Genomic DNA, 22,898 nt, shown 5'->3' with positions numbered 1-22,898 from the left:
CGTTCCTCGCATCGGCCTCAGGAATCAAGACGGTGACCCAGTCCGCCGACGCACCGGCTCAGGGATCAAAGTCGTTCGATGATGGTGACGTTGGCGGTGCCGCCGCCTTCGCACATGGTCTGCAGGCCGTAGCGGCCGCCGGTGCGTTCGAGCTCGTTGAGGAGGGTGGCGAACAGTTTGGTGCCGGTGGCGCCGAGGGGGTGCCCGAGGGCGATGGCGCCGCCGTTCGGGTTGACCTTGGCGGGGTCGGCGCCGGTCTCCTTGATCCAGGCGAGCACCACCGAGGCGAAGGCCTCGTTGATCTCGACGACGTCGATGTCGTCGATGCTCATGCCGGCCTTGTTGAGGGCGTAGGCGGTGGCCGGGATAGGGGCCGAGAGCATCATCACCGGGTCATCGCCGCGCACCGACAGGTGGTGGATGCGAGCGCGCGGGGTGAGGTTGTACTGCTTGAGCGCTGCCTCGGACACCACCAGCGCGGCCGACGCGCCGTCGGAGATCTGGGAGGCGACGGCAGCGGTGAGCCGCGACCCCTCGGCCAGCGGCTTGAGGCCGGCCATCTTCTCCAGCGTTGTCTCGCGGGGGCATTCGTCGACGGACAGGTCACCGTAGGCGACGAGCTCGCGGTCGAAGCGGCCCTCGGCGATGGCGGTGCGGGCGCGGTCGTGGGAGTTGAACGCCCACTGCTCCATGTCCTCGCGGCTGATGTCCCACTTGACGGCCATCGCGTCGGCGCCGGCGAACTGGGAGACCTCGGCGTCACCGAAACGCTTGCGCCAGCCCTCGGATTCGGCGGTGGGCGTGGTGAATCCGAACTCCTGGCCGGCGATCATGGCCTGTGAGATCGGGATCGCGCTCATGTTCTGCACCCCGCCGACAACCACCACGTCCTGGGTGCCGCTCATCACGCCCTGCGCGGCGAAATGGATTGCCTGCTGCGAGGATCCGCACTGGCGGTCGACGGTGGTACCGGGCACGCCCAGCGGCATTCCGGCGGCCAGCCACGCGGTACGGCCGATGTTGCCCGCTTGCGGGCCGATCGCGTCGACGCAGCCGAACACCACATCGTCGACCACCTCCGGGTCGATGCCGGTGCGGTCGACGATCGCGGAGATGACGTGGGCGCCGAGGTCGGCGGGGTGCGCCTTGGCGAGGGAGCCGTTGCGCTTGCCGACCGGGGTGCGGACGGCGTCGACGATGTAGGCCTGGGGTGTGGTCATTGTTCGGTGTCCTTGGGGTTGGGGACGATGTCGGCTTGCGGGGTTTCGAGGCTCATCGCCTAGCGGCTCTTCACACCTCAACCAGCGAGAGGGGAAGCGGCTCTTCGCGCCTCAACCAGCGAGAGGGGAAGCGGCTCTTCACACCTCAACCAGCGAGAGGGGGAAGCGGCTCTTCGCGGCTCAACCAGCGAAGGGGACGGCGGGGAATCAGGCACGTTGGGAGGAGATGGAGACGACTTCGCCGGTGAGGTAGGTGGTGTAGTCGCTGGCGAGCATGGCGATGGTGGCGGCCACCTCCCAGACCTCGGCGGCGCGGCCGTAGGCCTCCTTCGAGGCCAGCTCGTCCAGGAGTTCGTCGCTGGTGACCTTGGCCAGGAAGGGATGTTTGGCGATGGACGGGGCGACGGCGTTGATGCGCACCCCCACGTCGGCGGCTTCGATTGCGGCACAACGGGTCAGCGCCATGACGCCGGCCTTGGCGGCGGCGTAATGGGCCTGGCCGCGCTGGGCGCGCCAGCCGAGCACAGAGGCGTTGTTGACGATGACGCCGCCGTGATCCACCGAACCGAAGTAGCGCAGTGTGGCGCGGGTGGCGCGGAAGGTGCCGGTGAGGGTGATGTCGACGACGCGGTCCCACTCCTCGTCGGTCATCTCGGCGACCGGGGTCTCGCCGCCGAGCCCGGCGTTGTTGACCAGTACGTCGATGCGGCCGAGTTCGGTTGCGGCACCGGCGATCAGGGCGTCGACCTCGGCGGTGTCCTGCACGTTGCAGGTGAGCTGGGCGACGGTGCGCTCGGGGAACTCCTCGGCAAGTTTGTCGCGGGCCTCGCCGAGCCGGCGTTCGTGCCAGTCACTGATCAGCACGTCGCCACCCTCGAGGAGGATGCGGCGGGCCGTCGAGAAACCGATGCCGGTACCCGCGGCGGCGGTGACCACGGCCTTGCGTCCGGCGAGCAGCCCGTGGCCGGGAGTTTCGGCCGGCGGGGTGGCGAGCGGGGATCGTGCTTCTGCTGTCATGACGGACGTGCCTCCCTGGGTAGGCCGAGCACGCGCTCGGCGATGATGTTGCGTTGCACCTCGTTCGAGCCGCCGTAGATGGTATCGGCGCGGGTGAACAGCCACAGCCGTTGCCATTCGTCGAGTTCGACGTGCTCGGGGTCGTGCAGATCGTTGGGTGTGCCTTCGGCGTTGTGCGACGGGCCGATCAGCGAGGGCGCACCGGAGATCGCCATCGCCAGCTCGCCGAGGTCACGATGCCAGTTGGCCCACAACAGTTTCGACGTCGACGCCGCACCCGCCTCGGAGGTGATGTCGCCGCCGAGGGTGCGCTGGGCGTGGGCGCCCATCACGGTCAGGCCGATGCGGGCGCGGGCCAGGCGGGAGGCGATCTCGGAGTCGTTGATCGCGCCGTTGGCTCGGGCGAGGTCGGTGAGATCATCGAGTTCACGGGCGAAGCCGACCTGCTGGCCGAGGGTGGACACGCCGCGCTCGAACTGCAGCAGCCCCATCGCCACCGACCAGCCGTCGCCGGGTGCGCCGACGATCAGGTCGGCATCGGTGACGGCGCCGTCGAAGAAGACCTCGTTGAACTCCGAGGTGCCGGTGAGTTGCTGGATCGGCCGGACCGTGATGCCGGCCTGATCGAGGGGGGCGAGCAGAAAGCTGAGGCCCGCATGGCGTTTCGAGTCCTTGTCTGTGCGGCACAGCACGAAGACCCACTGCGACATGTGCGCCAGCGAGGTCCAGATCTTCTGGCCGTTGATCACCCAGCGGCCGTCCTCCAGCCGCGCCGACGTGGAGACACCGGCGAGATCAGATCCGGCGCCGGGCTCGGAATAGCCCTGTGCCCACAGTTCGGTCACGTCGACGATGTGCGGCAGGAACCGCTGCTTCTGCTCCTCGGTGCCGAACTCGATGAGCGTGGGCCCGAGCAGTTCCTCGCCAAGGTGGTTGACGCGGGCAGGCGCGTTCGCGCGGGCGTACTCGCGGTGGAAGATGATGCGCTGCTCGATGGTGGCGCCGCGGCCGCCGTAACGCGTCGGCCAGCCCAGGCAGGTCCAGCCGGCCGCGGCCAGGTGCCGGTCCCAGGCGAGGCGTTCGGCGAAGAACTCGTGTTCGCTGCCCGGTCCGCCCCGGCCGGCGAGTTCGGCGAAGTCGCCGACCAGGTTGTCGGCCAGCCAGGTGCGCACCGCCCGGGCGAACTCCTCGGCGGCATCGGGGGTGTTCTCGGCCCAAGCGCCCAGGTCAATCGACCGATCCGCCAGGTCGACCGACCCCTGCGCGTCGCCTGCACTCGTCGTCATGGGAGCTAGCATAGCCGACCAAGCAAGTGCTAGGTTGGCTGCATGCCGAGCGCACCCGAAACCGCCCCCGTCGACTATCCGCGGACCACTCCGGCGGCGCTGCGCCGGGCGGCTCAGACCTGGCCCGACGCCGTCGCGGTCGTAGACGGTCAATGGGGTGCCGCAGTCAAACTCACCTGGGCGGGCCTGCACGACGCGGCCCGTACCTTTGCCGCGGCGCTCGTCGCGTCGGGAATCGGGGCCGGCGACCGGGTGGCCATCTGGGCGCCCAACAGCCACCACTGGCCGGTCGCGGCGCTCGGCGCGCACTACGCGGGGGCGGTGCTGATCCCACTCAACACCCGGTACACCGCGGGTGAGGCCGTCGAGATCATCGAACGTTCCGGAGCGGCAGCCGTCGTCGTGTCCGGGGAGTTTCTGGGCGCCGATCATTGCGCCGAACTGCTGACGGCCCACCGAGGGTCGATGCCGCAGACCGTTGTCCGCGTGCCGCTCGGCGGTGGCAAACTGCCCGACGGGGCCGTGGACTGGACCGATTTCCTGAGCCGGGCCACCCCCGACGGTACGGCGGAAGCGGATCGCCGCGCCGACACGGTGGCACCCGATGACCTCTCGGACATCCTGTTCACCTCCGGTACCACCGGAAAATCCAAGGGGGTCATGGCAACTCATCGCCAGACCCTCGCCGGATCGCACGCCTGGGGCAGCAACGGCGGGCTCAACCCCGACGACCGCTATCTGATGGTCAACCCGTACTTCCACACCTTCGGCTACAAGGCAGGCATCCTCCCGTGCGTGCTGTTCGGTGTCACAATGCTGCCGCTGGCGGTGTACTCCCCCACCACCGCAATGACTTTGGTGTCGAAGCAGCGGGCCACGGTATTCCCGGGCGCGCCCACCATCTTCCAGACCATCCTCGACGCACCCGACCGCGCCGACCACGACCTCAGCTCGCTACGGCTGGTGGTCACCGGGGCTGCGATCGTCCCGGTGGTGCTGATCGAGCGGATCGCCGCCGAACTGGGCGTCGACACCGTGATCACCGCCTACGGGCTCACCGAATGCTCCGGGTTCGTCTCCACCTGCACCGCCGCCGACGACGCCGTCACCGTCGCCAACACCTGCGGGCGCGCGTTCGCCGGCATGGAGATCACGCTGTCGGAACAGGGCGAGGTGCTGGCGCGCGGCGACATGGTGATGCTCGGGTACCTCGACGATCCCGCCGCCACCGCCGCCACCATCGACGCCGACGGCTGGCTGCACACCGGTGACATCGGCACCCTCGACGAGCGCGGCAATCTCACGATCACCGACCGGCTCAAGGACATGTACATCTGCGGCGGCTTCAACGTGTACCCCGCCGAGGTGGAGCAGGTGCTCGCCCGGTTCGACGGGGTCACCCACTCCGCGGTGATCGGGGTGCCCGACGAACGGCTCGGCGAGGTGGGCAAGGCATTCCTGACGGTACGCGAGAATGCGGCTGTCGACGGCGACGCCGTGATCGCCTACTGCCGTGAGCATCTGGCCAACTTCAAGGTGCCGCGAGTCGTGGAGGTCATCGACGCGTTCCCCCGGAACGCGTCGGGCAAGATCCTCAAACGTGAACTCAGCTGACGACTTTCTGTGCACTACTGCTGGGTGGCAGCCCATTCCGCGACGCGGCGGGCCGATTCCTCCTCGGACAGGTCTTCGACGCGGCTCAGGATGGACCAGCGGACGCCGAACGGGTCACGGATCGAGGCGAAACGGTCACCGGAGACGAATGTCGACGGGGCTTCGCGGACAGTGGCGCCGGCCTCGACCGCCTTGGCGACCACGTCGTCGACGTTCGGGCGGTACAGGCCGAGCGAGTAGCAGTCGGCGTCACCGGCCGGTGCGGGGATCAGTCCGTAGTCGTCGCTGGGCTCACCGAGTTGCAGGTGGCCCGTACCGAAGTCGATCTCGGCGTGCGCGATGACGCCGCCGAACTGCGTCTTGTCGATAAGCCGAGCGCCGAACACATTCTGGTAGAACTCGATTGCCTCCGCAGCACCCTGGACCGTGATGAACGGGGTGAGGCTGGTGACTCCGCGCGGGAGGCCGTCGGTGGTGTATGTTCCGGTCACGCCGGTGGTGTTTTCCTGTGTGTGAGTCATGACTCGACCGTAGGATTGTGGACATATGTTCGGCTTGAAGATTTGCGACAGACTTCGGGCGGGTACCGGTGACTGATACCGACGACCCGCGGGGCGTGCTGTATCCGGCGCGGCTACCCACATTCCGTCGGGTGCCGGCGCCCGACGACCTCGCCGCGCTGGTGCGGTGGTTCTGGATTCCGGTGTGGCGCCTCGCGCCGGGGCGGACGTCCCGGCAGAACCTGCTGCCGTTTCCGGCGTCGAACCTTGTGGTGCAGCACGACGGGATCGTGCTGTCGGGACCGACGACCAGTGCGTCGTACCGGGACCTGCGCGGGCATGGCTGGGCGGTGGGGATACTGCTGCGGCCCGCGGGGATCGTCGCTATCCATCAGGCGCCCAAGGAGATTCGGGATACCGAGATCCCTTTCGAGGCTCGTGGACTATACGACGATATCTGTGCAGCGATGACCGATCCGGAGGACGCGGGCGCGCAGGACCGGGCTGTCGCCATCTATGGCGAGTGGCTGCGGGCCACCCTTCCGGAGCCCGATGAGACTGCGCTGCTGGCCAATTCGATGGAGGATATCGTCGCGGGTGATCGCACCGTCCTGCGAGTCGATGATCTCGCCGAACGGCTCTCGGTGTCGGTGCGGACGCTCCAGCGGCTGGCGGACCGCTATGTGGGGCTGGCGCCGCTCGCGATCATCCGGCGGTACCGGTTGCAGGAAGGGGCGGCGCGGCTACGGGCCGAACCCGGGACCGCCGTCGGGGATGTGGCGGCGGATCTCGGGTATGCGGACCAGGCGCATTTCACGTCGGATTTCACACGGACGCTGGGGATGTCGCCGACGGCCTATCGGCGGGGTGCGGGTGGCCCCGAGGTGGGTGCGTCAGGCGGCGAAAGGTCACCGGACCCTTCGTGACCCTCGCTCCTTCGTCGCTTCGGCCTCAGGGATCAAGATGTGTGGTCGCACCTTCGTCGCATCGGCCTCAGGGATCAAGACGGGTGGTCGCACCTTCGTCGCATCGGCCTCAGGGATCAAGAAGAATGGTCACGACGGGGGCAGGGCGTCGATCAAGGATTCCTGGTGTCCGAATTCGAGCTTGATCAGTTGGTCGGCGAGGTGGAAGTACCGATCGTCGTGGGTGATGACGATGACGGTCTTTCCGCGGCGGCGCAGGTCAGCGAGGATCTCGTGGTAGAAGGTCTCGCGGAACTGCGGTTCCTGGTCGGCGGCCCACTCGTCGAACAGGTACACCGGACGGTCCTCAAGCAGGGCGGTGACCAGGGCGAGGCGTTTGCGCTGGCCCTGTGACAGGGCGATCGACGACAGCTTGCCGTCGTGGACGCTCACCTTGTGCGCGATCTGCAGCTGCCGCAGGAGCCGGTTCACCTCGTCGTCGATGCCGGGGCGCAGGTAACCGAAAAAGTCCTCGAACAGGTGGAAGTCGGTGAAGATGGCCGACGTGGCGTGCCGGAACCATTCGATGTTGTGGTGCCCGATCGCCTCACCGTTCAGCGAGATCGTTCCCGACTGCGGCAGATACAGGCCCGAAAGGAGCTTGGCCAGAGTCGATTTGCCGCTGCCGTTGCCGCCGACGATGAACGTCACCTGACCGGGTTGCAGCACCAGGTCCATCGGTCCGAGATGGAAGCCGGCACGCTCGCCCGGACCCGCCATGGGATGTATTCCCGCCGGTGCGTGATGCGGTAGGCCACGTCCATCCGGGCCCTTATGCCCCAGCATCGGGCGCCGGCCATCACGCCCGGGACCGGAGCTTGGTCGGCCCGGACCGTTGTGCGCCGGGGCCTGGTGACCCGGGCCCGGGTTGGCGTTGTGGTTCGGAGCCGGGTGACCGGCGTCCGTGAGGTCCACACCATCACGGTCGGAGGCCGGGTGACCGAGGCCAGGGTGGGCGACACCGTTGTGGTCCGGGGCCGGGTGACCGAGGCCCGGATGGGCCACCCCGTTGTGGTTCGGGTCGGGTTGCGGGTGGCCGGAGGGCTCGGGGAGCGGACCGGCTTGGTCCAGGTCGTCCGGACCCGGGCCGGGAGGCGGGCCCATCGGGACCGCGGGCAGTTGGTCGCCGAGGTAGGAGTAGTGGACGCCGGACAGTTCGATGTGGGCGGCGGTCACCGGCAGCCGATCGGCACCGCCGAGAGTTGTCTCGTCGTGCGGGGTTTCCATCGACAGTTCCATCCGGTGGATCTTCTTGAGCGCGACATCGCCGCGCAGCAGATCCGGGATGCGATGCATGATGTTCTGCATCGGCATCGACAGGAACGTGGTGACCAGCACGTAGCCGATCATCTGTTCCAGCGGCAGCTTCATCGCCGCGGCCAGCCCGAACAGGATCAGCGCCATCGTCGCGAGCTGGGTGAGCTGGCCGAGGCCCTGCGCGTAGGAGAAACGGACACCGGCGGTGATGTTCTTGTCGCGCAACTCCCGTGCCGAACCCAGCAGATGCCGGTTCATGAAGTCGGTGCGGCGATCGCGGTGCATCTTGAGCTCTTTGATGCCGTGCGTGACCGAGCCGAACGAGCGCAGCAGTTCGTCGTCGGTTTCGCGGGCCTGCCGGTACAGTTCGCGCACCCGGGTGGCGAGCAGTTCGACGCACAGGATCGACAGCAGCGTGGCACCCACCTGCACCGCGAAGATGGTGGGCGAGATGATCGCCAGATAGGTGAGGCAGCCGATGATGGTGGCCACGTCGATGCAGACGCTCGGGATCGCCGACACCGCCTGCGAGAGGGTGCGCACGTCCTCGGTGAGGGTCGCCATGAGTCGATGTGCACCAAGGCGTTCGAGATGTTCGAGCGGCGCGGCGATCACCCCCGACCCGAGCGAGGCCCGCAGCCGGTAGATGGCGTCCTGGGCCAGCCGGGTCAGGATGACCTGCGAGGCGAGGCCGGTGATCAGCACCACCACCGCGGTGAGCGCGAAGGTGCCCCAGTTGCCGTGCACATCGGGCTTGGGTGAGATGACGGAATTGATCTGGGTGACCAGGAAGGCGTTGGCCGCGCCACCGATCAGGCCGGCGACGACGGCGAAGACGATCCCCCGCCAGGACACCGACACCAGAAAACGCAGTAACGCCATCGCACTACCGTCCTACGATGTCGAACAGCATGCCCTCGAGCGTGACGCCCGGGGCGAAGGAGAACGCGACGCCGGTGGATATGGCCCCGTCGGCCCCGTCGGCCGCATCCGGCGTGGCCGCCCGCGACACCGACTGGGCGATCATGCGTTCCAGCACGAAGATCAGCGAGACGCTGAGCATATTGCCGTATTCGGCGAGCACTTCCCAGCTCGGCCCCGTGGAATCCGCGGGGAGGCCCAGCGATTCGATCGACGAGTCGAGGATCTTGGGGCCGCCCGGGTGCACAGCCCACAGGTCGATGTCGGTCTTGGCCAGGCCGTTGCGGGCCAGCAGGTCCACGATCACCGGGTCGACCCCGCGCACAATGTAGTCGGGCAGTTGCGGCGACAGTTCGCAGGTGATGCCGTCGTCGTTGACGCCGAGCACGATGCCGTCCTCCGCGTCGTCGAACAGGTGGCTGAAGCTCTCCCGGATCACGACGGCCCCGGCGGGCTGTTCGGTGCCGACGCCGCCGGCGCCGATGACCACCGCACCGCAGCCGTCGCCGAAGAGGCTGTGGGTGATGATCGCGAACGGGTCCTCGGTGAACACCGCGTTGACGGAGCTGAGTTCCAGGCAGATCACCAGTGCCTTGCGATCGGGATGGGCGCGAACGTAATCCGATGCCGACCGGATGCCGTTCATCGCGGCCGCGCAGCCCATGAAGTTGACCACCACCCGGTTGGTGGTGACCGGCAGTTCCAGTGCCCGCAGCACCGCGACGTCGACGCCGGGGGCGATGAAGCCGGTGCTGGTGACGAACACCAGCAGCCCGATGTCGGCGATGTCGGACACCCCCGCGGTGGCGCGGCGGGCGACGTCGATGGCCAGCGGAGCCGCGAGTTCCATGTACAGGTTCATCCGCTCGCGGATGGTGGCCGGCCGCTTGGAGAACTCGGCGAACTCCGGATCGAGCGGGTCGACGGCCAGGTGCCGGGTGGTGATCTTGGTCTTACGGTAGATGCGGGCGATCCGTTCGCGGTTCTCGTCGCCGTCGAACATCTTCGCCACGTCCAGGGCCGCGGTCTCCTGGTCGAACACCCGCTCCGGGGCCCCGGTGGCGATGCCCTCGATGATCGCGACCGCGGTGGACGGTGCGGGCGGCATCGACGTGGGGGCCGTCTGGCGCCCGGGGGCGCGCCGGGCCTGGTCGCCGGGGAGGAAGTTGTCGATGGTCATGGCTATGACTCCTGGGATGGGTGTTCGCCGGTGGGTGCGGTGCATCCACCGATGCGGTCGAACGCGAACGACGGGGTCGGACGCTATGTGGTCAGCACAGAGCTGTCGGCCGGAAGGTCCTGTTACTCAAACGGTTCCGACGCCGGTGAAGCCCTTCACGGTGTAGTCGGCGCAGGTCTTGAGCATCGTCGGCGAGAAGTGCTCGCGGAAGAAGCCCCAGTTGTTCTCCTGTGCGGTGCGGGATTTGGCGCCGAGGTAGGTGACAACCTGTTTGGGGAAGCGGTCGGCGACAAAGGATTTGGCCGGCAACCACTCGACCCCGAACTTGGCCGACTCCTCGGCGACGAGGTCCTCGCACCAGATGTTGGCGAAACCGCTGCGCTGGTACGGAAGTACGTGGTGGACGCGGTGCGAGCTCAGACCCGCGGACAGGAAGCAGTCGACGTACCGGATGCCGGTGATCTTGAGATCGTAGGCCTGCTCGAGCTGGTTGATCGCCCAGTCGTCGGTGTCGGGCTCGATCTCCTCTGCGTCCATCTCGAAGTCGTGGCTGGCCACGACGAGGAAGGTGCTGACCCACATCGTCACCACGAACTGGAGCAACCACGCCCAGAAGTCGCCGGCCACGATGAAGGCGATCAACTCGGCGAGCAGCAGGAACCGCATGCCGAAGGCACCGATGAAGTGCGGCAGACCACCCCGTTTGGAGCCGTACATCTGCGCGATACCCACCTTTCTGGTGAGATTGCAGACGTCGATCAAACGGAACGTCATACCGGTGACGGCATGTCCGAATTTATGGATCGTGTGAATCGGAATTCGATACCAGCGAGGCAGATCCATCATGAAGGTGAAGACATTCTTCTTGATGTCGACTTCACTTTGCGTATGCGGATGATGGAGCAGCGCGTGACCGTCGGCGGTAACGAATGACAACGCTACGTAATTCATATCGAAGGCGTTGACCAGAACCTTGGTGGCGCCCTTTTGCGCCCGGTGGATGGCGTAGTGCCCGAAGCCGGCGAGTGAACTGCGCAGGATCACCATGAGGATCACGAACGCGGGCAGCGGCATCCACGACGTGTCGTACAACCGCAGACCCTGGACCGCGAAGTAGGCGATGAACAGCAGCGCGGCCACGATGTTGAACCAGCGGTCGAGCCTCTTGAGCTTGGCCTGAATATCCTTGCCCCGCAACCGCTTCTTGATCTCGTGCAGCAGGTCGTTGCGCCGGCCGAAGTCATACTTCGGGGTATCGCGCCAGCTGTCGAAGCGCTCGGTGAACAGGAAGTCGGGTGCGTTGTTCTTGGGATGCACATCCTCGATGACCGCGTCCCTGTCGAGGGCGTACTTCTCCAGCATCCGTTCCACCGCTTCGACATTCGCGTGATACGAGCCGATGATCGAGGTGATGTCGCGGTTCTTGCTGCGACCGATGAAGAACTCGCCGCCGGGATGCTTGGAGATCCAGTCGGTCAGATCGTAGGCGCGGCCCTTGTACACCCACACGTCCGCGAGCTGCGGTCCGCCCTCGATACCGGGCAGCCGGCCGAGGTCGGGATGGCGCAGCACCTCGCTGCCCTCGGTTACCTCCGGCCCGTCCGAACCCGGAGGTCTGCGATCACCCTCACCCACACCCGGTTCGGCATCCGTCGGTGCGGGCGATCCGGCGACGGCGTTGCCCGTCGCGGTCTGCTCCGCTTCCTCTCCAGACGCGTCCGGGCCCCCCTGCTCGGGCGCACGATTCGGCAACACCGCAGTCCGCACATCAGTGCCACTTTCCGTGTGGGCCATCGCTGACCTCGCTTTCCTCTGTGTCGAACCGATAAGCACCGTTAATTCTGGCACCAATGCCGGAGAAGTCCCCACGCTTCAGTCGCTTCGCCGCTACCGTTTGCTGAGGATCAGCATGCCGTGTCGCCGGACCGCATGCATCATCTGGGTGCATAAGTACCGCGTGTGAACGACGATTGCGACTAATGCGTGTGATCTGCGTCGTCGCTGGTTAATGTATGGCGACATGAAGACACAACTCACCCACACCCCGCATCTCGCGGGTACCGCCCGTAAACGATCCCGTGCACTGCTGTCCGCAGCGGTGGGCGCCGCCGCCGTGGTGGCACTGGTCGCAGGCTGTGCCTCCGACGACGATGACGACTCGACCGGTACCACGACGGCCGCCGCGAGCGCACCGTCGATGATCGAGACCTCCCGGTCCGAGCAGCCCAAGGTGTCCACCACCGACGCCGACGCCCTGGTCAAGCAGAGCGCACAAACCACGCGGCTCATGCAGTCGGCGCACGTGGAGCTGAAAGTCGATGACAAGGTCATGGGCCTGCCGGTCCGCGAGGTCAAGGGCGACCTGACCAGCAACCCGGCACCCAAAGCCCAGGGTGAGGGCAAGTTCCGCATCAACAACAACGACACCGAGGTCGCGTTCATCGTCTCCGACGGTCAGCTGTACATCAAGAAGGACGGCGACTCCGAGTACACGTCGATCGGTGAGGCGTCCAAGGTCTACGACCCGGCGATCATCCTCGACCGCGAACAGGGTCTGGCCAAGATCATCGAAAGCCTCAAGAGCTTCAAGCTGGACGGCTCCGAAACCGTGAACGGTGTCCAGGCGAAGAAGGTCACCGGCACGGTCCCCGCGGAGGTCCTCGACAAGGTCTTCCCGACGCAGGGCGACGGGAAGTTCTCCGGCGCCATCCCGGTCACCCTGTACATCGCCGACGCGGCACCGTACAACCTGGTGAAGGTGAACCTCAAGGTCGACACCGGTGAGATCAACCTCACCACCTCCGACTGGCAGAAGAAGGTCGACATCCAGGCCCCATAGCCCCGAGAACCCCGCGTCTTCGGACCCAGACCCTGGGCAAGCATGAAGTCCCCGTACCCGGCGGTGTACGGGGACTTCATGCGTCCGGGACAGTTCGCGCTAGCGGGGCTTGACCAGCGGGAACAGGATCGTTTCGCGGATACCGAGACCGGTGAGCGCCATCAGCAGACGGTCGATGCCCATACCGGTACCGGCCGTCGGCGGCATCCCGTACTCCATCGCAGCCAGGAACTCCTCGTCGAGGACCATCGCCTCGTCGTCACCCGCCGCGGCCAGCCGCGCCTGATCGACAAAGCGTTCACGCTGGATCACCGGGTCGACGAGCTCGGAATAGCCGGTGGCCAGCTCGAAACCGCGCACGTACAGATCCCACTTCTCCACCACGCCGGGGACACCGCGGTGCGAGCGCACCAGCGGCGAGGTCTCCACCGGGAAGTCGCGAATGAACACCGGCTCGCTCAGCTTGGCGCCGACCAGATGCTCCCACAGTTCCTCAACCAGCTTGCCGTGGCCGTAGCCCTTGTCCTTGGGCACCTCCAGGCCCACCTTGGCGGCGATCGCCAGGAGCTGCTCGACCGTCGTCGAATCATCGGCGCCCGCGGGCACGATCTGCTCGCCGAGCGCCTCCGACAGCGACGGATACATCTCCAGCGACGTCCACTCGCCCGACAGGTCGTACTCCGAACCATCCGGCATCACCGGGGTCAGGGTGCCCATCGCGGCCTGCGACACCTCCTGCACCAGCTCGCGGATCATCACCGCCGCGGTGTCGTAGGTGCCGTACGCCTCGTAGGTCTCGAGCATCGCGAACTCCGGCGAGTGCGTCGAGTCGGCACCCTCGTTGCGGAAGTTGCGGTTGATCTCGAAGACCTTGTCGATGCCGCCGATCACGCAGCGCTTGAGGAACAGTTCCGGCGCGATCCGCATGAACAGGTCCATGTCGAAGGCGTTGGAGTGGGTGACGAACGGGCGGGCCGCCGCACCACCGTGCAGCGTCTGCAGCATCGGGGTCTCGACCTCCAGGAAGGCGCGGCGGGCGAGCGCGGCCCGTAGCTCGGCGACCACCGCGATGCGGGTGCGCGCGATCTGCCGGGCCTCCGGCCGCATGATCAGGTCGACGTAGCGCTGGCGGACCCGGGTCTCCTCGTTCATGTCCTTGTGCGCTACCGGCAGCGGGCGCAACGCCTTCGACGCCATCGCCCAGTCGTCGGCCATCACCGACAGCTCACCGGTCCGGGAGCTGATCACCTGACCGTGCACGAACACGATGTCGCCGAGGTCGACGTCGGCCTTCCACCGGGCCAGCGACTCCTCACCGACACCGTTGAAGCTGATCATCGCCTGTAGCTGAGTGCCGTCGCCCTCCTGCAGGGTGGCGAAACACAGCTTGCCCTTGTTACGCAGGAAGATGATGCGGCCGGCGACACCCACCTCGGCGCCGGTCTCGGTGCCGGCCTCGAGGTCGGGGTAGTCGGCGCGGATCTGCGCCAGGCTGTGCGTCCGCTCCAATTCGACCGGGTACGCCTCACGGCCCTCGGCAAGAATCCGCTCACGCTTACCACGCCGGATGCGGATCTGTTCGGGGGCCTCGTCGGTACCCTCCGTCGACGGCACGGCTGCTTCGGTGTTCGGGGTCTGGCTCACGACTCAAAACCCTATCGGGCAGGGCGAATGTGCTCCAACTCGATATCGGTGCTGTGCCCCTGGTCAGTGGGCGGAGATGGTGGCGAGTTCGCCGGAGTCGAGGGGGGCTCTGACGCGGGCGGCGTGCAGAGCGGCGAAACCGCCGACCAGGAAGGTGGCGCCGGAGATCCCCCGGGCCTGCAGGTGCCAGGCCAGCCATTCGGCGTCGTGGCCATCGTCGCTGATCAGGACCCAACGGGCCTCGGGCGAGGCCACCCGCAGGGACTCCCGGGTGCCGGGGGTCAGCCGGTCGAGGACGTCGCCGGCGTCGACGGCGAGGGCGCCGGGCAGCACACCCTGGACGTCGCGCTGGTGCTGGCTGCGCATGTCGACTGCGATCACACCGTCGGCGGTGAGGCCGGCGTACTCGGAGACGAGGACGGAGATACGCAGATCAGAGGTGGTGGAAACACGAACGGTGGAAAGGACCGCAGTCATGACGGGGAATCCTTGGAATGATCGAAGAGGTGGGAGGGGTCGCCGAATGGGGGCAGCCGCAGACGCGGACTCAGCCCTGACAACACTCCTGACAGCTCTTGATCATGTCGGCCAGTCTGCCAGATCAGGCCGGGTGACGTCCAGCGACATCATTCGTTGGACCCACCGTGAACCTAAACCCGCACGGTCAGCGGCGGGCACGCGGATCGGACTTGGACCGCTCGTGCACGCGGCGCAGACCGTCGAGAGTCAGATACGGGTGATGGTCTGTGAGACTTGCACATTCGTCGTAGACGAGCGGCGCCAGCGAACCCGTGGCGACCACGGTCACGTTGTCGGCGCCGAAGCCGGGCACGGTGTCACAGATCCGGTCGACGAGTCCGTCGATCTGGGCGGCGAAACCGTAGATGATGCCCGACTGCAGGGCTTCGACGGTGTTCTTGCCGAGGACCCCGCGCGGCGGCATCAGCTCCACCCGGCGCACCGTCACGGTGTGCTCGCTGAGCGCCTCGACACCGAGGTTGATGCCGGGGGCGATCGCGCCGCCGAGGAACTCGCCCTTCGCCGACACCGCGTCGACGACGGTGGCCGTGCCGCACGCCACGACGATGGTGGGGCCGCCGAAGTTCGCGTACGCGGCCAGGCAGTTGGCCACCCTGTCGGTGCCGACCTCTTTCGGGTTGTCCACCAGCAGCGGCACCCCGGTGCGCACCCCCGGTTCGAGCAGCAGATGATGCGCCGACGGGTAGTACCTGGGCAGCATCGTGCGCATCTCACGCAACAGCGACGGCACCGTCGACAGCGCGGCGACGCCGGTGATCTGCTCGATGTCGGGGCCGAGCAGACCACGGATCAGCAAGGCCAGTTCGTCGGCGGTGGCCTGCGGGCGGGTGTGCAGCCGCCAGTCCCGCACCAGCTTGGCATGGTCACCGGAACCGGTGAAGGTGCCCAGGTGGATGGTGGTGTTGCCGATCTCGACGGTCAGCAGCATGTGTCAGGCGTCGGCGAGGATGACGCGGGGGTCGAGGAGGCCCGAGCCGGCGGGGGCGTGGGCCGGGTCGTGGCCCTCCTGCAGGATGCGGTTGTTCTCATCGACGAACACCACGTTGGGCGCGTACTCCTTGAGCTCCTGCTCGTTGAGAATGCCGTAGGCGATGATGATCACCAGGTCGCCTGGGTGGACGAGATGTGCTGCGGCGCCGTTGATCCCGATGACGCCGGAGCCGGGCTCGCCGGCGATCGCGTAGGTCTCCAGGCGGGCGCCGTTGTCGATGTCGACGATCGTGACCTGCTCACCTTCGAGCAGGCCCGCGGCCTCCAGCAGGTCGGAGTCGATGGTGACCGATCCGACGTAGTGCAGGTCGGCCTGAGTTACCTTGGCGCGGTGGATCTTTGAGGTCATCATGGTGCGGAGCATCGGTTTTCCCCTCGGTGTTTCCGGTGTGTGGTTGATGTCAGGGTTGTTCGCGGCCGTCGAAACCGGTGCCGATGGCGACGCCGACATTGTCGATGAGGCGGGCCGGGCCGATCCGGGCCGCGATGAGCAGCCGGCCGTCGCCCTTCTCGGGGGCTTCCTCGAGCATGCGGCCACGCAACTCGATGTACTCGACCGCGATGTCGGGGTGGGATTCGATGACGGCACGGGCGGTGGCCAGAATGGCGTCCTTGCCCTGGGCGGCCACGTGCGCGCCCGCGACCAGCGCCGCCGACAGGGTGGTGGCCAGCTCGCGCTGCGCGTCGTCGAGGTAGCGATTACGCGAGGACATCGCCAGGCCGTCGGGCTCGCGGACCGTGGGTACGCCGACGATCTCGATACCGAGGTTGAGGTCATCGACCATCTGCTTGATCAGGACCAGCTGCTGGTAGTCCTTCTCGCCGAAGTAGGCCGCGTTGGGGTTGGCGATGGACAGCAGCTTGTTGACGACGGTCAGCATGCCCGCGAAATGGGTGGGCCGGGAGATGCCGTCGAGGATCTCACCGGCCGCACCCGGGTGGATCATGGTGCGCTGCCCGTTCGGGTACATGCCGGCGACGGTCGGTGCGAACACCAGCTCCACGCCCAGTGGGCGCAGCAACTCGCAGTCGGCCTCGAAGGTGCGCGGGTAGGCGTCGAGATCCTCGCCGGCGCCGAACTGGAGCGGGTTGACGAAGATCGAGACGATGACGACGGTGTTGCCCTTGGCCTTGGCCGCCCGGACAAGTTCGAGGTGCCCGGCGTGCAACGCGCCCATCGTGGGGACCAGCGCGACCCGCTTGCCGGCCGCGCGCAGCGCGTTGCTGACCCGGCGCAGGTCGGCGGGGTCGCGGTGCACCGTGAGCTCGCCGGGGGCGAACAGCGCGGAGTCCGTTGCCGTGGTGGATGTGGTCACTGTTCCTCCAGCATCTCGATGAGATCGGTCGGTGCGCCGGACTGCGCGGCGGCGCGGCGGGCCTGGGTGCGGTAGGCGTCGGCGATGCCGTGCGGGCCGTCGCCGTCGGGGACGGTGGTCAGCGCGGCCAGGTGCGCGGACACCGCTGCGGCGTCGCCGCGCGCGACGGGCCCGGTGAGCGCCGACGGACCCAGTTCCAGCACATTGCTGAGCGAGGCGGTGACCAGCGGTCCGAGGATCCGCTCGGCCAGCCGGGTCGCGTCGCCGTCGACCGTCGCGTTGGCGGCGCCGGCCTCACCGTCGATGGCCGCGTTGAGTGCGGCCACGGCATCGCTGATCAGCGCGATCAGGTGGTTTGCGCCGTGCGCGAGGGCGGCGTGGTACAGGGTGCGGTGCGCCTCGGGGATGCGGACCGGTTCGCCGCCCATCTCCATCACCAGCGACGCCCCGATCGCGTCGCCGATGGCGTCGGCCGCGGTGATGCCGAAGCAGGCGCGGTGCAGGCGGACGGTGTCGTCGGCCGAACCGACGAACGTCATCGCCGGGTGCAGCGCCAGCGGCAAGGCGCCGCGGGCGGTGATCGGGTCGAGGATGCCGACACCGTGGGCACCCGCGGTGTGCGCGACCAGCGTGCTCGGCCGCAGCCCCGGACACGACGCGATGCGTGCGATCACCGCGGGCAGTTCGGCGTCGGGAACGCTGATGATGATGAGCTCGCTGCGCGAGACGACGCCGTCGACGTCGAGGACCGGGGATTCGGGCAGCCGGACGGCGGCACGCTCGCGCGACCTCGGGGATCGTGCGACGACGCCGGCGACGACGTGGCCGGCCTTCTCCAGAGCCTCGCCGAGGGCGGTGCCGACGCGGCCCGCGGAGATGATCCCGACGCTCAGCCGGGCCGGGGCGGGAAGGTTGGAGACGCCCGGAAGGTACTCGGCCGCCCCCGACCCGAACGCAGAGTCCCGGGCGCCGGGCGTGCCGGGTCCGGGTGCGTCAGGCAGCTCAAAATCGCCACCACCAAAAGGTGAGGTCACCGATGTCCTCCACGATGTCGTTCCAGTCCCGCTGCGCGGGTACCAGACGTTGCACGCCAAGACTAGGCGTCAACCATCGACAGGACCAGTCAGGTGTGACCGGCCTCACGGGGCAAAAGTCGGGTCAGGAGTCTCCGCGCAACTGCCGGAGCAGTTCGGACACCGGCATGCCTCCGGTGTGGGCGTTCTCGTCGTCGCGGCGCCGGCGGCGACGGCCGAGCGCGAAGCCGCCGATGTCGGGGCCCGCCTCATGGCTTCCGTGGTACTCGGCCGGGACCTCAACCGCTTCGACCTCGACCGGCTCGGTGTCGGAAGACTCCGGGACGACCTCGGCAGCGGGCTGTTCGTGCCACTCCTGTCCGGCGACACCCTGCTCAGCCCAGGCCTGGTCCGCCGCCGGTTGGTCCGCGGCGACCTCGCCCGGGACGACCGCCGCGTGGTCCGGAACGAACTCGCCATCCTCGGGGGCGACATCCTGCGCGACGAACTGTTCTGGGGTGGCCTCGTAAGAGGCGACATCCTCGGGGACGAACTCGGCATCCTCTGTGACGAACTCCGCGGGGGCACCCGGCTCGGGCTCGGCGACCTCGACCGCGTCACCGGTGATCTCGCCGGTCTCCTCTACGAGTGCTTCCGGGGCCTGCTCCGGCTGATCTTCCGGACCGGTCACGTCAGCGACGTCGTCCGTGGTCTCCGGCTCGGCCATCCCGGAGCCCTCCCCGGCACCGGACTCCCCCGCCTCATCGAAAAAACCCGCGAGCTCCGGTTGTTCGCCGACGACGGCCTCGTCGTCATCGGCCCTCTCGTGTGAGCCGGCATGCTGGGTCTCGACGTCGACCGGGGTCTCGGTGGCATCGGGAGCCTCAGGCGCATCGGGAGCCTCAGGCGCATCAGCCGTCTCCGCCTCCGCCTCGTCCGGGGTCCCGGCAGCTTCCTCTGCGTCGTCCGCGTCGTAGGACGCGGGATCGTCATAGGCGTCGGGATCGTCGTAGGACTCGGCATCGTCGTCGGCGTCAGGGTCGAACGGCTCGGGCTCCTGGCGCGGGGCGTGCTCGCCGATGTCCTCGTAGTCGCGGCCCGACTCGACAAACGCGATCTGGGTGGTGGCCGCCGGATCGTGAGAACCCTCGTCGAGATCGCGGCGGTTGAAGACGGTGGTGGTCTCCAGGTCGGAGGGCTGATCGGCCGCCGCACGATTGGCGACGTAGGCGCCCCAGTCCTGGGATGCGGCCTCTTGCCGGCCCGTCTCCGGCTGCGGCCGGTCCTGCTGCCCGTAGTTCTGCTGGGCATACGCGACGGGGTTGAACTCGCGCGGGTACTCCTCCTGGTCCTGGACCTGGGAGTACGCCTGGTGGGGACCCGTCTGGCCGGCGTCGGACGACCCGTACGCCGGATAGTCGACCGCCTCGAACTCCCCCGACAGCGGCTCGTCGTCGGTGACCACCGGGATCACCTCGGTCATCTCGTTGGGGTCGGCATTGGCCGTGCTCGAACGCGCGTCCTGCCGGGCCGGTGCCGTGGCCGCGAAATCCTGCGCGGCGCGCAGGTCGTCGGGCATGTGCCCACCGAATCCGGCACCGAGCTGACGCACCCGCTCGTTGCCCAGCGCGATGCCCTGGTCGGGCAGCGGGCCGCCCAGCAGCACCTCCAGGCTCGCCCGCAGCGACGCGATCTGGTGCTTCAGATCGACCAGCTCGTGATTGGCCTCGTCGGCGACCTCGCGGCGGATGGTGGACTCGACGTCGAGCTCGTACTGGCGCCGCGCCGCGATCTCCCGTTCAAGCTGAAGCTCGTACACCAGCCGCAGGTCACGGCTCTTGGCCTCGGCGCCCTCGGCCTGCCGGCGGAACTTGGTCACCAGGATCGCGGCGATCACCGCGGCCCACAGCGCGGCGATGACCGCGAGTGAACCGGCCAGCGACATGTCGTCGTTGATCACCATCAGCACACTGGCCGCCAAAGCGAGAACGATCAGCAAGCCGATGAGCCATTGCCCCGCCGATCGCTGCGCCCGTCTACCCTCGCCCGAACGGCCGTTGGAGGTCGTCATATCGGAGAATTTACCTGCTGGCAGCACAACGATCGATGAACTCCCGCGGAGCGCCTCGATTTGGTCGGCGCGTTCATGCCGGGTCGGCGTGTCCGCCGGCCGCCTCGTCGGTGGGATCATCCGGTGCCCGACAACAATATTCGAGCCAGAGCGCCGCCGCCACCAGCAGCACACCGCCGATCAGCCCGATCACCGCCGCCGGAGTGTCATCCTGGGCCGCGGCCAGGTCACTGTGCCGCCACAGGTACGCCAGCAGACCTGCCCACACCCCCGTTCCGATGGCCCCGAGCAGCGCCGATGCCTTCGCCAGCGCCACCACCCTGGCGGCCATCAGCGGATGCAGCTGACCGTGCGCCCGGCCCACGTTGCGGTCGGCGACGCGGGCCCGCACGACGAACGCGACCACCACCTCGATCGCGGCCAGCACGTAGAACACCAGCCCCGCCAGCAACGGCAGCGGCGGCAGGTCGCCGTAGTTGTAACGGACCAGGATCCACGAGGCGACGGTGGCGAACGCGGCGATGGCCGCGAGGTCGCGCAGCTTGGTGGGCCCGATCGTCGGCTCCGGGGCGTCGCCGGTGGGCCGGTTGCCCCGCGGGGTGGTCATCGGACCCAGTCCGGCAGCGACGGGACGGCGGCCCCCGGCAGGATCCGGGTCACCGCGGCCACCTCCTCACGGGGCAGTGCCGCGATCAGTTCGGCGATCGGCCTCGGTCCGCCGGCGGTCCACAACCGGGCGCCGGGTTCGATCTCCAGCCACGGCACCAGCACGAAGGCACGCTCGGCGGCCCGCGGATGCGGCAACGTGAGTTCCGGATCGTCGGAGAGCACCACCCCACGGTCGTCGACGGTGATCACGTCAACATCCAAAGTCCTTGGACCCCAACGAATATCGCGAACCCTGTCGGCATCACGCTCCAGTTCGCGGCAGAGTTCGAGCCAGCCCGGCGCGTCGCGGGGTCCGTCGGCGATCAGGGTGATGTTGTGAAAGTCGGCCTGCTCGACACCGCCCCACGGCGGGGTCGCGTACACCCCGGACACGGCCACGAGCTCCCCGCCCACGGCCCGCACGACCGCCGACAGATGCGCGACGGTGTCGCCCATGTTGGAACCGGCCGACAGCACAGCACGACTCATCAGGCGCGGCCCGCCGTACCCGGGCCGACCGACTTGCGGGACCGGCGGGCCACCACCGCCACATCGCCGAACGTCAGCGGGATGGGCGCCGAGGGCTTGTGCAGCGTCACCTCGCACGCGGTGATCCGCTGATCGGTCATCACCGCCTCGGCCACCTCCGCACTCACCGTCTCGATCAGATCCCGCGGCTTGCCCGCGACGATGTCGTACGCCCGCTGCGCCAGTGCGCCGTAGTCAACGGTGTCCGCGAGGTCGTCCGACGCGGCGGCGGCACGCAGGTCCAGCCACAGCACGATGTCGACGATGAAGTCCTGGCCGTCGCGCTTCTCGTGGTCGAAAACGCCGTGATGGCCGCGGACCACCAGGCCCTTCAGCTCGATCCGGTCGGTCATGTCGCCGCGTTCTCCTGTCCGCCCGCCGGTGGTTCCGTCAGACCGGGCTGTGTCAGACCGGGCTGTGTCAGACCGGGCTGTGTCAGATCGTCGACCAGGCCGCGCCTGCCGCCCGCCGTCCACGCGGCGGCGACGGCCACCGCGTCCCTGCTCGCCGTCACGTCGTGCACCCGCACTCCCCACGCGCCGCCCGCGGCGGCCAGCGCGGAGATCGCGGCCGTGGCCACCTCGCGCCCCGCGGGCGGACGGTCGTAGCCGTCCGACGCCAGCAGTGAACCCAGGAAACGTTTGCGCGAGGCACCGATCAGGACGGGGAAACCGAGCCCGACGAGCGTCGGCAACGCATGCAGGAGCGCCCAATTATGTTCCGGCGCTTTGGCGAAGCCGAGTCCCGGGTCGAGGATGATCCGGGCCGGATCTACTCCGCCGGACACCGCGGCGTCCACCTGGGCCAGCAGTTCGCCGCTCACCTCGGCCACCACGTCGCGGTAGCCGCCGATGTCGTCGAGGGAGTGGGTGAACAGGTCGCGGCGGTCGGCACGACCGGCAGTTCGACCGGTGGCCTCCAGCGGCCGCCAGTGCATCAGGATCCACGGGATGCCCGCGGCCGCGACCACCCGCACCATCTCCGGATCGGCCCGCCCGCCCGACACGTCGTTGACGATGCCCGCACCCGCCTCGATCGCCGCCTCGGCGACCCGCGCGCGCATCGTGTCGACGGAGATCTCGCGTCCGGCCAGCTCGGGTGTGTCGTGGATGTGTGCGCGCAAGCCCGCGATCACCGGGGCCACCCGGGCGGCCTCGATCTCCGGGTCGATCCGCACCGCACCCGGCCGCGTCGACTCGCCGCCCACGTCGACGATGTCGGCGCCCTGGGCGAGCAGTTCGCGGCCGTGCGCCACCGCGGCGTCGACGTCGAGGTAGCGGCCTCCGTCGGAGAACGAGTCGGCGGTGACGTTGAGAACGCCCATCACCCGGGTCCTCGGGGACACTGCG

Annotated in this window: 20 protein-coding genes and 1 pseudogene; 3 read left to right on the top strand and 18 right to left on the bottom strand. The window is 68.1% G+C overall.

The features are described from left to right. Window positions 1–65 precede the first annotated feature (65 nt). From GOAMR_RS21755 to GOAMR_RS21745, 3 genes are all read right to left on the bottom strand, one after another. Window positions 66–1,220 (bottom strand): acetyl-CoA C-acetyltransferase, encoded by a 1,155-nt coding sequence (locus GOAMR_RS21755; RefSeq protein ID WP_005193150.1) that lies wholly within the window; start codon window positions 1,218–1,220, stop codon window positions 66–68. A 207-nt stretch (window positions 1,221–1,427) separates the two neighbouring features. Then, the gene (locus GOAMR_RS21750; RefSeq protein ID WP_005193147.1) at window positions 1,428–2,237 is read right to left on the bottom strand and encodes an SDR family oxidoreductase; all 810 of its coding nucleotides are present in this window, start codon (window positions 2,235–2,237) and stop codon (window positions 1,428–1,430) included. Continuing rightward, a complete protein-coding gene (locus GOAMR_RS21745) occupies window positions 2,234–3,523 on the bottom strand; it encodes an acyl-CoA dehydrogenase family protein (RefSeq protein ID WP_005193145.1) in 1,290 nt (429 codons plus the stop codon). The genes GOAMR_RS21750 and GOAMR_RS21745 overlap by 4 nt, the downstream gene beginning before the upstream one ends. A 42-nt stretch (window positions 3,524–3,565) precedes the next feature. Between GOAMR_RS21745 and GOAMR_RS21740 the strand changes: the two genes are divergently transcribed. Then, window positions 3,566–5,137 (top strand): FadD3 family acyl-CoA ligase, encoded by a 1,572-nt coding sequence (locus GOAMR_RS21740; RefSeq protein ID WP_005193143.1) that lies wholly within the window; start codon window positions 3,566–3,568, stop codon window positions 5,135–5,137. A 14-nt stretch (window positions 5,138–5,151) separates the two neighbouring features. On the opposite strand, the gene GOAMR_RS21735 is transcribed toward GOAMR_RS21740, so the two are convergent. Beyond that, the gene (locus tag GOAMR_RS21735) at window positions 5,152–5,658 is read right to left on the bottom strand and encodes a VOC family protein (protein ID WP_005193138.1); all 507 of its coding nucleotides are present in this window, start codon (window positions 5,656–5,658) and stop codon (window positions 5,152–5,154) included. Window positions 5,659–5,726: 68 nt separating this feature from the next. On the opposite strand from GOAMR_RS21735, the gene GOAMR_RS21730 reads away from it, so the two are divergent. Beyond that, on the top strand, window positions 5,727–6,563 hold the full coding sequence (locus GOAMR_RS21730; protein WP_005193136.1) for a helix-turn-helix transcriptional regulator: 837 nt from the start codon (window positions 5,727–5,729) through the stop codon (window positions 6,561–6,563). A gap of 129 nt (window positions 6,564–6,692) precedes the next feature. Here GOAMR_RS21730 and GOAMR_RS21725 read toward each other — a convergent pair whose 3' ends face one another. The 3 genes from GOAMR_RS21725 to GOAMR_RS21715 form a co-directional block, all read right to left on the bottom strand. Then, window positions 6,693–8,741 carry an ATP-binding cassette domain-containing protein gene (locus GOAMR_RS21725; protein ID WP_005193135.1) on the bottom strand — a complete coding sequence of 683 codons (2,049 nt, stop codon included), beginning with the start codon at window positions 8,739–8,741 and terminating at the stop codon, window positions 6,693–6,695. 4 nt (window positions 8,742–8,745) lie between these two features. Beyond that, window positions 8,746–9,960: a type III polyketide synthase gene (locus GOAMR_RS21720; RefSeq protein WP_005193134.1), complete on the bottom strand. Its 1,215-nt coding sequence runs from the start codon at window positions 9,958–9,960 to the stop codon at window positions 8,746–8,748. Between the two features lie 126 nt (window positions 9,961–10,086). Further along, entirely contained in the window at window positions 10,087–11,754 is a 1,668-nt protein-coding gene (locus tag GOAMR_RS21715) for a cytochrome b5 domain-containing protein (RefSeq protein WP_005193133.1), read from the bottom strand. 226 nt (window positions 11,755–11,980) lie between these two features. Between GOAMR_RS21715 and GOAMR_RS21710 the strand changes: the two genes are divergently transcribed. Further along, complete coding sequence (locus GOAMR_RS21710) at window positions 11,981–12,799, top strand: LppX_LprAFG lipoprotein (protein WP_005193132.1); 819 nt, start codon at window positions 11,981–11,983, stop codon at window positions 12,797–12,799. Between the two features lie 99 nt (window positions 12,800–12,898). Here GOAMR_RS21710 and lysS read toward each other — a convergent pair whose 3' ends face one another. The 11 genes and pseudogenes from lysS to folP all read right to left on the bottom strand — a co-directional run bounded on the left by lysS (window position 12,899) and on the right by folP (window position 22,873). Then, window positions 12,899–14,443: a lysine--tRNA ligase gene (lysS, locus tag GOAMR_RS21705; RefSeq protein WP_005193131.1), complete on the bottom strand. Its 1,545-nt coding sequence runs from the start codon at window positions 14,441–14,443 to the stop codon at window positions 12,899–12,901. Between the two features lie 63 nt (window positions 14,444–14,506). Continuing rightward, window positions 14,507–14,920: a rhodanese-like domain-containing protein gene (locus tag GOAMR_RS21700; RefSeq protein WP_005193130.1), complete on the bottom strand. Its 414-nt coding sequence runs from the start codon at window positions 14,918–14,920 to the stop codon at window positions 14,507–14,509. A 187-nt stretch (window positions 14,921–15,107) separates the two neighbouring features. After that, entirely contained in the window at window positions 15,108–15,911 is an 804-nt protein-coding gene (locus GOAMR_RS21695; protein WP_005193127.1) for a type III pantothenate kinase, read from the bottom strand. A 3-nt stretch (window positions 15,912–15,914) separates the two neighbouring features. Next, window positions 15,915–16,337, bottom strand: coding sequence for an aspartate 1-decarboxylase (panD, locus tag GOAMR_RS21690; protein WP_005193123.1), 423 nt, complete (start codon window positions 16,335–16,337; stop codon window positions 15,915–15,917). 37 nt (window positions 16,338–16,374) lie between these two features. Further along, the gene (gene panC / locus GOAMR_RS21685; RefSeq protein ID WP_005193121.1) at window positions 16,375–17,289 is read right to left on the bottom strand and encodes a pantoate--beta-alanine ligase; all 915 of its coding nucleotides are present in this window, start codon (window positions 17,287–17,289) and stop codon (window positions 16,375–16,377) included. Then, window positions 17,286–18,323, bottom strand: coding sequence for a Rossmann-like and DUF2520 domain-containing protein (locus GOAMR_RS21680; RefSeq protein ID WP_005193119.1), 1,038 nt, complete (start codon window positions 18,321–18,323; stop codon window positions 17,286–17,288). Before GOAMR_RS21680 ends, panC begins: the two co-directional genes overlap by 4 nt. Before the next feature lie 1,414 nt (window positions 18,324–19,737). Beyond that, window positions 19,738–20,373: pseudogene (locus GOAMR_RS25970) on the bottom strand (DUF6779 domain-containing protein); the annotation flags it as partial. A gap of 73 nt (window positions 20,374–20,446) precedes the next feature. Further along, the gene (locus tag GOAMR_RS21670) at window positions 20,447–20,980 is read right to left on the bottom strand and encodes a DUF3180 domain-containing protein (protein ID WP_005193113.1); all 534 of its coding nucleotides are present in this window, start codon (window positions 20,978–20,980) and stop codon (window positions 20,447–20,449) included. Beyond that, entirely contained in the window at window positions 20,977–21,510 is a 534-nt protein-coding gene (gene folK / locus GOAMR_RS21665; protein WP_040516062.1) for a 2-amino-4-hydroxy-6-hydroxymethyldihydropteridine diphosphokinase, read from the bottom strand. Before folK ends, GOAMR_RS21670 begins: the two co-directional genes overlap by 4 nt. Then, a complete protein-coding gene (folB, locus tag GOAMR_RS21660; protein ID WP_040516060.1) occupies window positions 21,510–21,902 on the bottom strand; it encodes a dihydroneopterin aldolase in 393 nt (130 codons plus the stop codon). The genes folK and folB overlap by 1 nt, the downstream gene beginning before the upstream one ends. After that, a complete protein-coding gene (folP, locus tag GOAMR_RS21655; RefSeq protein WP_005193103.1) occupies window positions 21,899–22,873 on the bottom strand; it encodes a dihydropteroate synthase in 975 nt (324 codons plus the stop codon). The genes folB and folP overlap by 4 nt, the downstream gene beginning before the upstream one ends. Window positions 22,874–22,898: the final 25 nt, after the last annotated feature.

It is taken from the genome of Gordonia amarae NBRC 15530 (assembly GCF_000241345.1).
GTDB classification, from domain to species: Bacteria; Actinomycetota; Actinomycetes; order Mycobacteriales; family Mycobacteriaceae; genus Gordonia; species Gordonia amarae.
Note: the sequence above shows the minus strand (reverse complement) of the source record. Positions and strands in the feature narration are given on the sequence as shown.